Annotated in this window: 21 protein-coding genes; 17 read left to right on the top strand and 4 right to left on the bottom strand. The window is 65.5% G+C overall.

Annotation, left to right across the window (positions count from 1 at the left end; genetic code table 11):
* Position 1 precedes the first annotated feature (1 nt).
* The 12 genes from EPO41_RS04135 (at position 2) to EPO41_RS04185 (ending at position 4,605) form a co-directional block, all read left to right on the top strand.
* Positions 2-199 (top strand): hypothetical protein, encoded by a 198-nt coding sequence (locus tag EPO41_RS04135; protein WP_296320832.1) that lies wholly within the window; start codon positions 2-4, stop codon positions 197-199.
* A gap of 41 nt (positions 200-240) precedes the next feature.
* Positions 241-387, top strand: coding sequence for a hypothetical protein (locus EPO41_RS04140; RefSeq protein WP_296320835.1), 147 nt, complete (start codon positions 241-243; stop codon positions 385-387).
* Positions 384-584: a hypothetical protein gene (locus EPO41_RS04145; RefSeq protein WP_296320838.1), complete on the top strand. Its 201-nt coding sequence runs from the start codon at positions 384-386 to the stop codon at positions 582-584. Before EPO41_RS04140 ends, EPO41_RS04145 begins: the two co-directional genes overlap by 4 nt.
* Before the next feature lie 637 nt (positions 585-1,221).
* Positions 1,222-1,380, top strand: coding sequence for a hypothetical protein (locus tag EPO41_RS04150; protein ID WP_296320843.1), 159 nt, complete (start codon positions 1,222-1,224; stop codon positions 1,378-1,380).
* Positions 1,381-1,431: 51 nt separating this feature from the next.
* Positions 1,432-1,779 (top strand): winged helix-turn-helix transcriptional regulator, encoded by a 348-nt coding sequence (locus EPO41_RS04155; protein WP_296320846.1) that lies wholly within the window; start codon positions 1,432-1,434, stop codon positions 1,777-1,779.
* Between the two features lie 8 nt (positions 1,780-1,787).
* Positions 1,788-2,852 (top strand): site-specific integrase, encoded by a 1,065-nt coding sequence (locus EPO41_RS04160; RefSeq protein ID WP_296320849.1) that lies wholly within the window; start codon positions 1,788-1,790, stop codon positions 2,850-2,852.
* Positions 2,849-3,040 carry a hypothetical protein gene (locus EPO41_RS29725; RefSeq protein ID WP_363246945.1) on the top strand — a complete coding sequence of 64 codons (192 nt, stop codon included), beginning with the start codon at positions 2,849-2,851 and terminating at the stop codon, positions 3,038-3,040. The genes EPO41_RS04160 and EPO41_RS29725 overlap by 4 nt, the downstream gene beginning before the upstream one ends.
* Positions 3,041-3,083: 43 nt before the next feature.
* Positions 3,084-3,254, top strand: coding sequence for a hypothetical protein (locus EPO41_RS04165; protein WP_296320851.1), 171 nt, complete (start codon positions 3,084-3,086; stop codon positions 3,252-3,254).
* Complete coding sequence (locus EPO41_RS04170; RefSeq protein WP_296320854.1) at positions 3,251-3,436, top strand: hypothetical protein; 186 nt, start codon at positions 3,251-3,253, stop codon at positions 3,434-3,436. Before EPO41_RS04165 ends, EPO41_RS04170 begins: the two co-directional genes overlap by 4 nt.
* Positions 3,437-3,444: 8 nt before the next feature.
* Positions 3,445-4,002 (top strand): cell wall hydrolase, encoded by a 558-nt coding sequence (locus EPO41_RS04175; protein WP_296320856.1) that lies wholly within the window; start codon positions 3,445-3,447, stop codon positions 4,000-4,002.
* Positions 4,003-4,015: 13 nt separating this feature from the next.
* Entirely contained in the window at positions 4,016-4,228 is a 213-nt protein-coding gene (locus tag EPO41_RS04180) for a hypothetical protein (protein WP_296320859.1), read from the top strand.
* Complete coding sequence (locus tag EPO41_RS04185) at positions 4,225-4,605, top strand: hypothetical protein (RefSeq protein WP_296320862.1); 381 nt, start codon at positions 4,225-4,227, stop codon at positions 4,603-4,605. The genes EPO41_RS04180 and EPO41_RS04185 overlap by 4 nt, the downstream gene beginning before the upstream one ends.
* 445 nt (positions 4,606-5,050) lie before the next feature.
* Here the strand turns inward: EPO41_RS04185 and EPO41_RS04190 are convergent, their stop codons facing one another.
* The gene (locus tag EPO41_RS04190) at positions 5,051-6,187 is read right to left on the bottom strand and encodes an FAD-dependent oxidoreductase (protein ID WP_296320865.1); all 1,137 of its coding nucleotides are present in this window, start codon (positions 6,185-6,187) and stop codon (positions 5,051-5,053) included.
* 63 nt (positions 6,188-6,250) lie between these two features.
* Between EPO41_RS04190 and EPO41_RS04195 the strand changes: the two genes are divergently transcribed.
* From EPO41_RS04195 to EPO41_RS04205, 3 genes are all read left to right on the top strand, one after another.
* Positions 6,251-7,771 (top strand): AMP-binding protein, encoded by a 1,521-nt coding sequence (locus tag EPO41_RS04195; protein WP_296320867.1) that lies wholly within the window; start codon positions 6,251-6,253, stop codon positions 7,769-7,771.
* 158 nt (positions 7,772-7,929) lie between these two features.
* Positions 7,930-8,589, top strand: a complete 660-nt coding sequence (locus tag EPO41_RS04200) for a dienelactone hydrolase family protein (RefSeq protein ID WP_296320870.1) — start codon at positions 7,930-7,932, stop codon at positions 8,587-8,589.
* A gap of 136 nt (positions 8,590-8,725) precedes the next feature.
* Complete coding sequence (locus EPO41_RS04205) at positions 8,726-10,108, top strand: MFS transporter (protein ID WP_296320873.1); 1,383 nt, start codon at positions 8,726-8,728, stop codon at positions 10,106-10,108.
* 19 nt (positions 10,109-10,127) lie between these two features.
* Here the strand turns inward: EPO41_RS04205 and EPO41_RS04210 are convergent, their stop codons facing one another.
* The gene (locus EPO41_RS04210; protein WP_296320876.1) at positions 10,128-11,087 is read right to left on the bottom strand and encodes a tripartite tricarboxylate transporter substrate binding protein; all 960 of its coding nucleotides are present in this window, start codon (positions 11,085-11,087) and stop codon (positions 10,128-10,130) included.
* A 97-nt stretch (positions 11,088-11,184) separates the two neighbouring features.
* Here EPO41_RS04210 and EPO41_RS04215 point away from each other — a divergent pair, with 97 nt between their 5' ends.
* Positions 11,185-11,604 (top strand): DUF1801 domain-containing protein, encoded by a 420-nt coding sequence (locus tag EPO41_RS04215; RefSeq protein ID WP_296320879.1) that lies wholly within the window; start codon positions 11,185-11,187, stop codon positions 11,602-11,604.
* Between the two features lie 19 nt (positions 11,605-11,623).
* A complete protein-coding gene (locus EPO41_RS04220; protein WP_296320881.1) occupies positions 11,624-12,445 on the top strand; it encodes an SDR family oxidoreductase in 822 nt (273 codons plus the stop codon).
* Between the two features lie 153 nt (positions 12,446-12,598).
* Here EPO41_RS04220 and EPO41_RS04225 read toward each other — a convergent pair whose 3' ends face one another.
* Positions 12,599-13,690, bottom strand: a complete 1,092-nt coding sequence (locus EPO41_RS04225; protein WP_296320884.1) for an AbrB family transcriptional regulator — start codon at positions 13,688-13,690, stop codon at positions 12,599-12,601.
* Positions 13,687-14,469: an NAD kinase gene (locus tag EPO41_RS04230; protein WP_296320886.1), complete on the bottom strand. Its 783-nt coding sequence runs from the start codon at positions 14,467-14,469 to the stop codon at positions 13,687-13,689. The genes EPO41_RS04225 and EPO41_RS04230 overlap by 4 nt, the downstream gene beginning before the upstream one ends.
* Positions 14,470-14,540 lie beyond the last annotated feature (71 nt).

Raw genomic sequence — 14,540 nt, forward strand, 5'->3', positions numbered from 1 at the left:
CATGGGTATCGTCCCTGTGTTTCGCCGTGGCGAAGTCGTCACGGACGCCAATGGCGTTCAATGCGTCGTCCAGGCTCAGGTTCACGACAAGGTGTGGACCTACTGCCGACCCGAAGCGCTCGACGCTTCGTCCCTTCGCGGAACCGATGCCGGGATGCGCGAGCAGTTCCCGCGAGAGGCAAGGGTGAGGGGGCTCTAATGCGCGGAGCAACTGAAGAGGCAGAGGCTCTGAACACAGTTATGCGGGCCATCGAAACATTCGTGCCCGATCCTGACTTTGCCATCCGCAAGCCGAGTGCGCTGATCTACGAAGAGGTGGTTCGCTATGGCGAGGTCATCCGCCGCGGTGAGCGCCTCCTCGCCGACGTGCGGGAGAACGGCACATGATCCTCACAACCGACACCGAGCTTCACGCTCTCACCGAGGCGATGCACGCCAAGCGCCGCAAGGGGACGACCACACAGGCCGTCCCGGTCGAGGCCCTTGAGCACATCGTCAAGGATCACCACACACTACTGCAAGCCTTACGGGATCGCCGGCTACTCGCGATCACCTTGGGCGAGGATCAGGAGAGCCTAGCGTAGGCTCTCAGCATACCGCCTGCACGCGCGAGCGTTGCCGTCGACATCCCATCCCGTGATGACGTCGGCCTTCGCAAAGACGCGCAAGGTGCAGTCGGCCTGCCCAGCGGGGCCTATCGTGTACGACGCACCGACAACCGGAGCGCTGCCGATGGCCCCGCTGGTGTACGTGGGAGTGATCCCCATCGCCTCGTATGAGGTGGACCAGATGTAGGAAGTCTCGCCCATGTTCGGGCGCTGATCCTGCGGTCGCCCCAGCTTGGCGACTGCGGCATCGATCGGCTTCCCTACCAAACCGTTCATGCCCCTCTCTATGTCGGGAAGGGGCGAGCACGCTAGGCATAGGAGGGTCAGCGCTGAAACAGAAGATAACATCATCCGCATTGTAAACTCCGTGGTTGCATATAACGTAATCATTACGTGATAACCGGACAATGGTCCGGAATTTATTCCGAGGGCTGGGGAGCACTTGGAGTGAATGGGTAGCGTAGAGTAGTTGTGCTAGGCGTATTTCTAGCTGTGAGCGGTAAACGGATTGACGTCCGGCTCGTCCGGATGTAAATCCGAGGAAGGGAACGAACGGGGAACATCCAGAGCGGTGGACCTCGATCAGAGCAGCACCGTCTAGGGGAACCAAGACATGACCACGATTGCTTCTGGAGAAATTGGTGGCTTTGAGTACCATCTCATGAGAGAAGGCTCCCGTAAGGGAAAGCCTTTCTTAGAGTACAAGCTGGAGAACGGAAGCCTCTGGCTCTGGATATTGGATTTCGAGCTTATCGTCAGCCGACGACGCTAGGCTCGCGCCCTCACCTGTCGGCGACAGCCCAATTCGATGAAGGAGACCAAAATGGCCCTAGAGCTTAACGATGACGACAAGGTGTCTTTGGACGGCCTGATCCGCACTGTGATGACGGTGCGGGAGACTGATCCGGAGATGCCAGCGCAGACGCTTTACGCTCTGCTCGAAATCGTCAAGAACCCTGGCATCACCATGATCGAGCTGCAGAACAAGCTCAACATGTCGAGCGCTGGGACCTCTAGAGTGGTCTCCCGTCTCTCGCAGATCGAGAAGCCCAACGTGCCTGGGCTCGACTTCGTACTGCGAAGCGAGAACCTCATGGACCGGCGAAACAAGATCGTCCAGCCGACCCCGAAGGGTCTCGCCTTCGTTCGCAAGCTGCTCCGTAAGTTATAGGAGATCACATGACCGTCAGACCGAGGGGCGACGGCTTCCAGGCGGACTTCACCCACAAGGGCGTCCGCTATCGTGCCCAGTTCCCTACTCAACAGGAGGCGTTGACGTGGGAGGCAGATACCAACGCGGCGCTTATCGCCGGACGGCCACTACCGAAGGCTCCGACCGGGGCTAACGCCAACGCGACGCTCACGCTGGGCGAGCTGGCGAAGAAGACCATCGCGAAATACTGGGTCGGCACCAAGAACGAGCTGGGGGCCACGCGAAACCTTATGGCCTTCGTTGACTTCGTGGGGGCCAACACGCCGGCCGCCGCTGCCGCCAAGACATCGGTGGTCGACGATTTCGTCACCGAGCTTCAGAAGAAGGGCGACGCGGGGGGCACGATCAACCGCAAGCTCGCTGCCGTGTCCAAGATGTTCGGCTATGGCGAGCGGATCGAGGCAATCCCCAAGCGCCCGATTATCGAGCGCCAGCGTGAGGGCGAGGCCAGAGAGCGCTACCTGCGCGAGCCCGAGGCGGACGCCATCATAAAGACGTTCCGCCACTGGGCGAAGGAGGAGGAGGCCATCGTGACCGAGTTCCTACTCGACACAGGGGCTCGCCACGGTGAGGCAGCCACGGTGCGCGTCATGGACGTCATGTCGGGCGACCGTAAGCGGCCCCAGGCGATTGACCGTGTCACCTTGGGCGCCACTGGCTCCAAGAACGGCGAGTGGCGCGTCGTGCCATTGACCAAGCGGCTGCGGGAGCATCTACCGGCGCTCATGCTCGGCAAGGCGCCCCATGACCTTCTCTTCAGCGTCAACCGCTGGACCTACGCCGACCTGTTCCGCAAGGTCGTCGACCACCTGGGCCTGGGCGATGACGTCGTGGTCCACACCCTGCGCCACACCTGCGCGAGCTGGCTGGTGCAGCGTGGGGTCGATCTTCGGCGAGTGCAGATTTGGATGGGTCACAAGTCGATCCAGACGACGCTGCGCTACGCCAAGCTGGCGCCAACGAGCCTATTTGAGGCCGTGTCGGTGCTGGATCAGCAGAGCACGAATGACAACGTGAAGGAGGCAGCGTGAACCTATTGGAGCAGACGAAAGCAAGGCATAAGCGGCAAGGTATCTGGCTTTGCCGCTCGTGCGGAGAGAGCGTTGCTGGTGCGACGCACGTAGTCCGCACCACCGAGAGGGATAGCCGGCTGCTACATGAAACCTGCTACCTGCGAGAGCGACGAGAAGCCGGCGATCTGGCCGCCTTCTGTGATTAACCAAACCCCCGCAATCCCGCGGGGGTTTTTCTTTGGGGACCACATGGAGACCATTCTACCCAACGGCATCGTCGTGGAGCGTGCGGTGTTCGACAACGTCATCACGATCTGCCTCTCACCGCAGCCCAGTCCCGACGCGGTCAAGCACATGACCCGCAAGGAGGCCCTGGCGCTCGCTGCGGCCCTGATCGACCACGTAGGAGAAACCGTATGACACCAATCGTTTTGATCCTGAGCCTGTTCACCTGGGACGGAGGATCGTCGATCCGCACCGTCGAGGGCTTCACCAGCATGGAGGCGTGCCAGACCGCCGCCGAGGGCTGGGTGAAGAGTATGCGGGCCACCCTCCCGGCCCACCTCCGCAACCCTGCGTCCGCAACCTGCGCCATCCGATAGGAGCACACATGACCAAACCTCTGATCCGATACAACGACCGAGACGTCTTCATCATGGCCCTCACGCTCTACGGCGAGGCCCGAGGGCTCGACCTCGAAGGCCAGACCAAGGTCGCCTGGGTGATCCGCAATCGCGCCGAGCGCCGCGCTTTCGTGGGCTCCTCGTGGCTGGGCACCGAGGGGGCGGTTGCGAAGGTGTGCCTGATGCCCTGGCAGTTCTCGTGCTGGAACGACGGCGACCCTAATAGCGGCCGACTGCACACTTGGCTGGACGAGTTCGACAGGCGCGGCGGTGCCAACATGGAAATACTGCCGTTCATCAACCTCGCTACGTCGGTTCTCGAAGGGCTCGTCGAGGACATCACCAACGGCGCCGACCACTATCACACGGTCCGCGCGCCGAGCTGGGCTCAGTCCTGGCCGCCGACCTGGGCCAAGGCTTACGGCGTCGTCGCCTGCGATACGATCGTGGACGGCGATGGCGAAACGATCGCAGACCCAAGAGGCCACGTCTTCTACTCTAGTCTGGTGAAGCCTGGGGAGAAGTCTGCCTCGATCCCTTCGTAACAGGAGACGTTTCATGGAGCATATTTTGATCTTGGGCATGGTGATCGGCTCGGCGCACCCCTACGGGGCCACCAGTCAGGCCGTTCTGTTCCCCACCTACGACGCCTGCGAGAAAGCTCGCGTGAAGGCGGAAGAGACCTTCAGCACCGGAGGCATCTTCAGCTACTTCAAGAAGGCCCAGGGCGTCTGCGTGCCCCGCCACGCTCTTCCTGGGAGGCCGGCATGATGACCTCCCAGGAGATCAAGGAGATCGTCTCCTCGATCACCTACAAGCCCGACTGGGCCATCAAGGTAGGCAAGGACGGCGATCGACTGTTCCTCCAGGCAACCGTGGCCGGCGAGGACAGCGTCACCGCCTGCCCGACCGTCTGGAAGACCGGCAAGCGCTACCTGTCGCTCCACATGAGCCGGCAGGAGGTGGTGGGCGCCGTCTTCGGGCTCATCAAGGACGCCGAGGAGCACGAGATGCGCGAGTGGTTCCGCTACCGCGGCGCATCGATCTTCAACCCGCACCTCGATCCCGACGTCCTGGCCGAGGTGGCGCGAAAGAAGGCGTCGTTCGTCTTCAGGGAGAACGCGATGAGCATGGAGGAAGCTGCATGAGGGCGACGGCCCGGTGCGGGTGCCATGGGGTTTGGTACAGGCCGGAAGACCCCGGCCCGGCTCAGGCCCCCTGCGGCGTACGCTACTACACCGAAGATCAGGCGAGGGACGCCGTGACCGTCACCGGCCCTCCCGTCACAAAATCCCTTCGGTACAGAAGCGATCCCCGACGTGGCTCCGAAGCAACGAACAAAGGCAATATTTGCTGATGTTTCGGGGCCTCTCCCTATCCGAAGGGATCGGTGGGAGGATTTTAAGTCGCTGGCGTCTACCAATTCCGCCACGGGGGCCCCGCGCGGGCGACCATAGTCAGGGGCGATTCCCCTGTCATCCCACGAGGCGCCTCATTCACCTCTCCCCCGATAGGGGGAGAGGATGGGTGAGGGGGTGACGCACCGCCTGTAAACCCCTCACCTAGCCTCTCCCCCTAGCGGGGGAGAGGAACTCACTCCACCGCGAAGCGGGCGGGCGAGAGCGACTCCTCGGTGACGCCGAGGTCGGCAACCTCGGCTGGGAGGGGCTTGCCGAGTGCCAGCGCGGCGGCGAGCTGGCCGGCGGCGTAGCCGGTCTGGATGCCGTAGCCGCCCTGGCCCGCCAGCCAGAAGAAGCCCTCGATCTTGGGGTCGTAGCCCGCGACCAGGTTCTTGTCGTGCACGAAGGAGCGCAGGCCGGCCCACTTGTTCTTGATGCGGCGGATCTGCAGCGTGCTCGCCGTCTCGATGCGGTCGACGGCGGTGGCGACGTCGATCTCCTCGGGCTGGGCGTCGCAGGGCGGCGAGGGGGTCTCGTCGGCGAGCGAGCCCAGGAACTGCCCGACTTCGGGCTTGAAGTAGAAGCTCTCGTCGAAGTCGATCAGCATCGGTAGGGGGCCGAGGTCGAGCCCCTGCGGTGCGTCGAAGGTGAAGGCGGTGCGCCGCTTCGGCACCAGCCCGATCGGCACGCAGCCGGCGAGGCCGCCCAGCACGTCGGCCCAGGCGCCGGCGGCATCGATGATGTTGGCCGCGCGCACGGTTTCGCCGTCGCGCAGGGTCACGTTCCACAGCCCGTCGAGGCGGGCGAGTCCCAGGACTTCGGCATTGAGGCGCAGCACCGCGCCCGCGGCGCGCGCGCCCTTCAGGAAGCCGCCATGGATCGAGGCCACGTCCATGTCGTCGGCCTCGGGCTCGAACACGGCACCGCCGCCGGCGGTCTCGGGCTTGAGGATCGGCAGGCGGCGCAGCACCTCGGCCGGTTCCAGCCAGCGCACCGAGGGTACGAGGCGTGCATAATCTGCCGCAGCGGCCTTCACGGCGGCTTCCTGTCCGGCATGGCCGGCGATCAGCGCGCCGCGTGGCGTCAGCAGAGGGTGAGCGGAGAATCCCGCCGGCGGATTGCGGTAGAAGCGGCCCGAGGCCACCGTGATCGCGCGAATCTGCGCGCTGCCATAGGTCTCCGAGTGCAGCGCGGCGGAGCGGCCGGTCGTGTGATAGGCGGGCACGGTCTCGCGCTCGAGGATGATCACCTTCGCATGGGGTGCGAGATGATAGGCGACGGAGACGCCGGCAATGCCGGCGCCGACAATGGCGAAATCGAAATCCTGCATGGGCGGCACATTGCAAGGTCGATGCCACGCCTGCAATAGTCTGCGCGCGAGGAAACGAGACCCATGAACATCGCCCACCTGCTGCTGGGCTCCGCGCAGGAGTTCCGCGACCTTCCCGCGCTGGCGCGCGGGGCGTCGCCGCATCTCACCTATCGCGAGCTGTGGCGGAAGGTCTCGGTCATGAGCACGCACTTCGCCGCCCGGTTCGGGCTCGCGCGCGGCGACCGCGTGGCCTTCGCCATGGCCAACTGCGTCGAATCGATCGAGGTCATGTACGCGATCTGGCATGCGGGCCTCTGTGCCGTGCCGATGAACGCCAAGCTGCATGCCAGGGAGTTCGCGTTCATTTTGCAGAACTCCGGCGCGAAGCTCTGTTTCGTCACACCCGATCTCGCCGGCACGATCGCCGAGGCCGCACGGGAGGCGCCGGCGCTGAAGGAGATCGTCGACGTCACGACGCGCTCCTACACGTTCATGGCGGTGGGCGATCCGAGTCCGATCGCCGACGCCGAGCCCACCGACCCGGCCTGGCTGTTCTACACGTCCGGCACCACCGGCCGTCCGAAGGGCGCGACGCTGACGCACCGCAATCTTCTGGCGATGACGCTCAACTACTATGCCGACGTCGACCGCCCGCCGCCGGGCGGCTCGATCGTGCATGCCGCGCCCATCAGCCACGGTTCGGGCCTGTGGAATTTCCCGATGCTGGCGCGCGGCTCGGTGCAGGTCTTCCCGGAGAGCGGCAAGTACGAGGTGCCTGAGACGGTCGAGCTGATGAACCGCTGGCCCGAATGCTCGGTCTTCCTCGCGCCCACCATGGTGAAACGGCTGATCGAGCATGGCAGCGTGTCTGACCTGAAGCCCGATGCGTTGCGGCTCATCACCTATGGCGGCGCACCGATGTACGTATCGGACCTCAAGCGCGCGCTCGACGTGCTGGGCAACAAGCTGGCCCAGCTCTACGGCCAGGGCGAGAGCCCGATGACCATCACCCATCTCAGCCGGGAGTATCATTGGGACCGCAGCCATCCGCGCTGGGAGCAGCGCCTAGCCTCGGCGGGACGCGCCGATACCTGCATGGAGGTGAGGGTGGTCGACGAGGCGGGGCGCCCGCTGCCCGTCGGTGAGGTCGGCGAGATTATCTGCAAGGGCGATCCCGTCATGGCGGGCTACTGGAACGATCCGGAGGCCACGGCGCGCTCGCTGCGCGACGGCTGGCTGTGGACCGGCGATGTCGGCGCCTTCGACGAGGAGGGGCTGCTCACGCTCAAGGACCGCTCCAAGGACATGATCATCTCGGGCGGCTCCAACATCTACCCGCGCGAGATCGAGGACGTGCTGAACCTCCATGCCGGCGTCGCCGAATGCTCGGTGGTCGGCCGCCCGCATCCCGAATGGGGCGAGGAGGTCGTGGCCTTCGTCGTGGCGCGCGCCGGCCAGACCCTCTCGCCCGCGGAGCTCGACCAGCTCTGCCTCGACAACATCGCCCGCTTCAAGCGCCCCAAGGACTACAAGTTCATCGAGGCACTGCCGAAGAACAACTACGGCAAGATCCTGAAGACGGAGCTCAGAAAACTCTTCTAGCGCATTCCCTCATCCTGAGGAGCATCGCGCAGCGATGCGTCTCGAAGGATGGGCAACAGGCATAGTACTCGATCCCACCCTTCGAGACGCACGTCTTCGGCGTGCTCCTCAGGGTGAGGTGAGTGTAGAGTTGAGGACAAACCAAGGAGAACAATCACATGGGCAGTCTGATCGACTTCAAGCGTCCGGACGGATCGACCTGCAAGGGCTATCTGGCCGAAGCGGGGAAGGGCAAGCCGGGGATCGTCGTGATCCAGGAATGGTGGGGCCTCAACGACCAGATCTGCGGCGTCGCCGACCGCTTTGCACGGAACGGCTACAACGCGCTGGCGCCCGATCTCTACAAGGGTCGCGTGACGCAGAAGCCGGACGAGGCCAACCACATGATGAGCGGCCTCGACTTCGTCGGCGCCTCCGATCAGGACATCGCCGGCGCGGTGAAGCATCTCTTAGGGATGGGCGGCAAGGTCGGCGTGATGGGCTTCTGCATGGGCGGCGCGCTCACCATCGCGGCCTGCGCCCGCGTGGGCGGCATCTCCTGCGGCGTGCCGTTCTATGGCATCCCGCCGGGCCAGCTCGCCGACCCGGCGAAGATCACGGTGCCGCTGCAGGGCCACTTCGCCAACAAGGACGACTGGTGCACGCCGGCCGCCGTCGACGCGCTCGAGAAGACGATGAAGGGCGCCGGCCAGTCGCCGGAGATCTTCCGCTACGACGCCGCGCATGCCTTCTCCAACGAACGCAGCGAGGCCTATGACGTGAAGTCGGCCAACGCGGCGTGGGAGAGGATGCTCGAATTCCTGAAGAAGCACCTCTGATTACTCCCGTCGTCCTGAGCGGAGCGAAGCGTAGTCGAAGGACCTCTTTTCCCTTCGAGACGTCGTGCGCCGGAAAAGAGGTCCTTCGACTGCGCCGCCCTGCGGGCGGCTTCGCTCAGGACGACGGCGTTTTTCAATGACGATCCGCCCGGCCTTCGGCCTCGCGATCGTCGGGCTGGGCGCGTCGCTCGCCCCGCTCGACATCGCCGTCAACGTGGCGCTGCCGGCGATCACAGCCCACTTCAAGGTCGCCCTGGGCGACGTGCAGTGGCTCGTGATCTGCTACGTGCTGGTCTACGGCTCGCTGATGCTGGTCTGCGGCAAGCTCGGAGACCTGTTCGGGCATCGGCTCGTCTTCCGCATCGGCCTCGCGATCTCGGCCTTGGGTTGCGCGGCCTGCGCGGCGGCACCGGACTGGCCGCTGTTCCTGTGGGCGCGCGGCGCACAGGGGATCGGCACGGCGCTGGCCCTGTCCTGCACGCCGGCGCTGGCCACCTCGCTGTTTCCCGAGAGCGACCGCACCAAGGCACTGGCGGGCTTCGCCAGTTCGATGGCCATCGCCGCCGCGGTCGGCCCGTTCCTCGGCGGCGTGCTGGTCGAACTCTGGGGCTGGCCGGCCGTCTACTGGGTGCGGGTGCCGCTCGCGCTCGTGACGCTCGCTCTGTCGGGCCTTCTGCCCTCTCCGAAGCCCGATTCGCGGCCCTTCGATGCCGTTGGGGCGGTGCTGCTGGCGGCCTGCATGAGCACGCTGCTCCTGTCGCTCACCTTCGCGCAACGCAAGGAGATCCCCGGCCCATGGGCGCTGGCGATGGCGATCGTCGCGCTGGTCCTGATCGTGGCCTATGTCCGCCGCGCCAACCGGGTGCCCGAGCCGATCATCCGGCCGTCGCTCTTCGCCGATCCGCGCTTCACGATTCCCAACGTGCTGAATGTGCTGGCCAACCTCGCGGGCTTCGCCATCCTGCTGCTGACGCCCTATTACCTCGTGAACGTGCTGAAGTTGACGCCGCTGGGCGTCGGCATCGTGCTGGCGATGGCCTATGGCGGCAGCCTGACCGGCGCGCCGCTCTCGGCCTTCCTCGTGAGCCGCATCGGCCAGCGGCCGACCGTCTTTGCAGGCGTCGCCTGCGTCGGCCTCGGCCTGCTGCCCCTGGGCTTCACCGGGATCGATACGCCCGTTCTCGTCGTCGCGGCGCTGCTGGTGCTGGAAGGGATGGGGCAGGGCCTGCTGACGGTGGCCTACACCGACATCGTGACGGCGACCCTGCCGGCGCGCGACCGTGGCGTCGCAGGCAGCCTGTCGCTGCTCACGCGCACGATCGGCATCGTTGCCGGCGCGTCGGTCCTGACGGCGCTGCAGGCCCATGGCGCGCAGGGCTTCATGAACATGGCCGGCTTCCTCGCCGGCTACCGCTTCGCCTTCGTGGCGGCCGGCGGCGGGTTGCTGGCGGTGCTGCTGCTGTCGCTCCTCTGGCCGGGCATCTGGTCGGCCAATCCTCGTGCCCGGCGCAGATCGTGACGGGGTGAAGCTTCCGTCGTCAGGGCAGCTTGATGTCGCCTTTCTTGATGATCGCGCCGAACATCGCGCTCTCGGTGCCGATCTGTTTCCTGAAATCCGACGGGTTGAGATAGGTCACGCGCATGCCGCCATTGTGGACCTTGGCCATGATGTCGGGCGCGCGCAGGGCTTCGGCAATTGCCTGGTCGAGCCGCGCGATCGCCTCGGGCGATGTGCCGGCGGGGGCGAGGATGCCGAACCAGGAATCGCCGCCCTCCTTGCCGTAGCCGCTTTCCCGCAGGGTCGGGACGTCCGGGAAATCCGGGTGGCGCACCTCCGCCAGCATTGCCAGCGCCCGCAGCTTGCCCGCCTTGATGTGCGGCAGGGTGGTCTGGTCGAACTGCGCCTGGATCTCGCCGGCCAGCAGCGCATTGGTCGCGGGGGCGCTGCCGCGATAGGGCACGTGCGTCATCCGGATGCCGGCTTCGAGGCAGAGCATCTCGCCGAAAAGGTGCGTGATCGTGGCGAGACCGGCCGACCCGTAGTTCAGCTTGCCCGGATTGGCCTTCGCATAGGCCACGAACTCCGCGACCGTGTTGGCCGGCACCGACGGATGGACGGCGAAGGCGCCCCACGAGGTCGACATGCGTGACACCGGGATGATGTCGCGATCAGGGTCGAACGGGATCGGCTGCAGGTGACGTGTGATGCAGACCATCGCCGTCGTCGTGGTGAGGAAGGTGTGATGGTCGACCGGCTGGTTCTTCACGAACTCCGCACCGATCATGCCCGAGGCGCCGGCCTTGTTGTCGAACAGCACGCCCTGGCCCAGGAGTTGGGCAGCGCGCTCCATGACGATGCGGCTGGAAACGTCCGACGGCCCGCCGGGCGGATAGGGGATGACGAGACGAAGCGGCTTGGCCGGCCAGGAAGCCTGCGCGATCGCGGGAGATGCGAGCGCGGTTGCAACGGCCGAGGCGGTGAACGCACGACGACGCATGGACGCTCCTCCAGTTCATTCTTGTTTGAAGGCAGCCTCCCACGCAGGCGCCGGTTCCGCCAGTCCCGCTCCTTTGGCTTCGTGTTAGGTTTGGCCCATGAAGCGGTTTGGCGATCCCAGGGTGGCGGCGGCCTTCAAGACCTATGCGCCCGACGTGCGCGACCGGTTGCTGGCGCTGCGCGAGACCATCTTCGATGTGGCGGCCGCGACCGACGGCGTCGGCGTGCTGACAGAGACACTGAAATGGGGTCAGCCCAGCTATCTCACCGAAGAGACCGGCAGCGGCACCACCGTGCGCATCGACCGGCTGAAGGGCGATAGCGGCGGCTACGCGATTTACTTCCACTGCCAGAGCGGGCTGGTCGGCCAGTTCCGCGACCTCTATCCCGAGACCTTCAGCTACGAGGGCGAGCGCGCCATCCTGTTCCAACCCAAGACGCGCGTTCCGGCCAGAGAACTGCGCCATTGCATTGCGCTGGCCCTGACCCATCATTTGCGGAAGAAGAAAAGGAAGTAACGCACGGGAGAGAAGCGTCATGTCGGGCAAATTGACGGACAGGGTGGCGATCGTCGTCGGGGCAGGCTCGAGCGGACCGGGTTGGGGCAATGGCAAGTGCACGGCGATCACCTTCGCGCGCGAGGGCGCCAGGGTGTTCTGCGTCGACGTGAAACGTGCCGCCGCCGAGGAGACGGTGGGGCTGATCGAGAAGGAGGTCGGTCCGGGCTTTGCGGTCGCCCACGAGGCCAATGCTTCGAGCAACGCCGACGTGAAGGCCATGGTCGATGCCTGCATGGCGAAGTGGGGCCGGGTCGACATCCTCGACAACAATGTCGGCATCGGCTCGCAGGGCGGGCCGGTCGAGCTCAGCGAGGACGAGTGGCATCGCGTGTTCGACGTCAACGTGAAGAGCTTCTTCCTCACCGCCAAGCACGTGCTGCCGATCATGGAGCAGCAGGGCAAGGGCGCGATCGTGAACGTGAGCTCGATCGCTTCGATCCGCAGCCCCAAGGGGATTTCCTACCTTGCCTACAATGCCAGCAAGGGCGCTGTGAACTCGCTCACCATGGCGATTGCGTCGCAATATGCGGAGAAGGGCATCCGCTGCAACGCGATCCTGCCCGGCCTGATGCACACGCCGATGATCGACTTCCTGGCCGAGCAGTACGCCCGGAACGAGAAGGACCATAACCAGGCCTACGAGAAGATGATCGCCATCCGCGACCACGCCTCGCCGACCGGCAAGATGGGCACGGGCTGGGATACCGCCAACGCGGCGCTGTTCCTGGCGTCGGACCAGTCGGCCTATGTGAATGGCCACCTGCTGGTGGTCGACGGCGGCATCACGATACGGGCCTAGAGCGTCGGGATTTCGAGGAATCGGGGCGCACAGGCGAAATAACGCAATAAACGAAATAATCGAAACGAAATTTTGGATTCTCGGCTGGGTGGTACCAGGCTACCGCGAAAATCGGCGGCGGGACGTCCTGAATTGCCTTGGGCGAGCGCGTGATCAGCGGCGCGCGCGTCTCAGGATCGTCCGGAAGACGATGGGTCCGGTGATGATGATCAGGAACAGCCGGAACAGATGGTGGGTCGCCACCATCGCGATCTCGACGCCCAGCGCCAGGCCGATCAGGCTCATTTCGGCGAAGCCGCCGGGGGCGTAGCTCAGCACCGTGGCGTCGAGGTTGAGGCCGGTCAGGGCGTGGGTGATCTCGGCGAACCCCACGGCGCAGGCGATGAGGATGAAGGCGGCGCCGACCGAGGCCGCCATCTCCTTGTGCAGCCTGTCGAAGTTGGCGCCGACGAAGCGGCAGCCGATGCCGGTGCCGACCACGACCTGGGCGGCCGCGACCAGAAATCCGGGTGGCTGGGAGTTTGTGAGGCCGCCGAGATGGGCGATGGCGCTCACGATCATCGGCCCCATCATGAAGCTGGCGGGCAGGCGCAGCAGGCGGCCAGCGACCGCGCCGATCACGCCGCAGGCGACGAGGACCGCATAGTCCTTCCAGTCATTGCCGGTCGCTCCGTGGACCATGGTGAGCACGCTGGTCTGCGCGCCGTTCACCAGCCGGTACCAGACCGGGATGGTGAGCACGACCGTCAGGATGCGCAGCGCATGCGCGAGCGCGATCGAGCGCTCCTCGCCGCCCATCGCGCCGCCCATGATGGTCATGTCGTTCAGGCCGCCCGGCATGGCGGCGAAGTAGCAGGTGACCTTGTCCCAGTCGGTGACGCGGCGCAGCCAGGCATAGCAGAGGGTGGCGCCGGTCATGGTCATGCCGGTGAGGATGCACAGGCTCACCGCCCATTCGCCCAGCCGTTGCAACAGTTCGGGGGTGAAGCCCGAGCCCAGCAGGACGCCGAGGATGATGATCATGCCCTGCCGCAGCTGCACCCGCATGCCGACCCGCAACCCGAGGAACGCGGCGACGGTGGAGAAGACGCAGGCGCCCAGCATCCACGCGAGCGGCATGCGCAGCCAGTCGAAGACGAAGCCGCCCGCCGTGCCGATGGCGAGCGCCAGCGCGAGAGGCTGCCAGCCCTCGTGGCCGATGATCCTCTTCTTCTCGGGCTTGAAGGGAATATCCTTGGCGCTCAAGGAGCGAACTGCTCCTTGAGGATGCGCTCCTCGAGATCGTGCTCGGGGTCGAACAGCAGGGTAAGCTTCGTGTCGCTGGCCTCGGTGACCTCGACATGGGCGACGTTGGCGATCTCCACCGAGTCCGCCGCCGCCGCGACGGGACGCTTCTTCGGGTCGAGGATCGTGAACTCGACCTTGGAGGTGCGCGAGAGCAGCGCCCCGCGCCAGCGCCGGGGCCGGAAGGCGTTGATCGGCGTCAGCGCCAGCAGGCCGGCGCCCAGCGGCAGGATCGGACCGTGGGCCGAGAGATTGTAGGCGGTGGAGCCGGCGGGCGTCGCCACCAGGACGCCGTCGCAATGCAGCTCCGGCAGCCGCTTTTGGCCGTCGACCGCGACTTCGATGCGCGCCGTCTGACGGCTCGAGCGCAGCAGCGACACCTCGTTGATGGCGAGGACTTCGGAGACCTTGCCGCGCGTATTGGTGGCCAGCATGCGCAGCGGAGTCAGCGTCACCTGGCGGGCCTTCTTGAGCCGCTTCAACAGGTTGGTTTCCCTGTATGTGTTGAGCAGGAAGCCGACCGTGCCGAGGTTCATGCCGTAGATCGGCTTGAGCCGCCGCATGTTGCGATGGAGCGTCTGCAGCATCAGCCCGTCGCCGCCCAGCGCGACGATGATGTCGGCCTCGGCGGAGGTCGACGCGCCATAGATTTCTTCGAGGCGGGCCTTGGCCTTGCGGGCCGCGGGCGTGCTGGCACAAACGAAGGCGAGGCGGGGAGCGGGCGGGGACTGGACGGCCATACGGGATACAGCAATGCCTCGGGTGCAGGAATCGTACTATAGCCGCCCGCCGTGCCGGTGCGATAAAATCC

The organism is Reyranella sp., from assembly GCF_004297265.1.
Lineage (GTDB): Bacteria > Pseudomonadota > Alphaproteobacteria > Reyranellales > Reyranellaceae > Reyranella.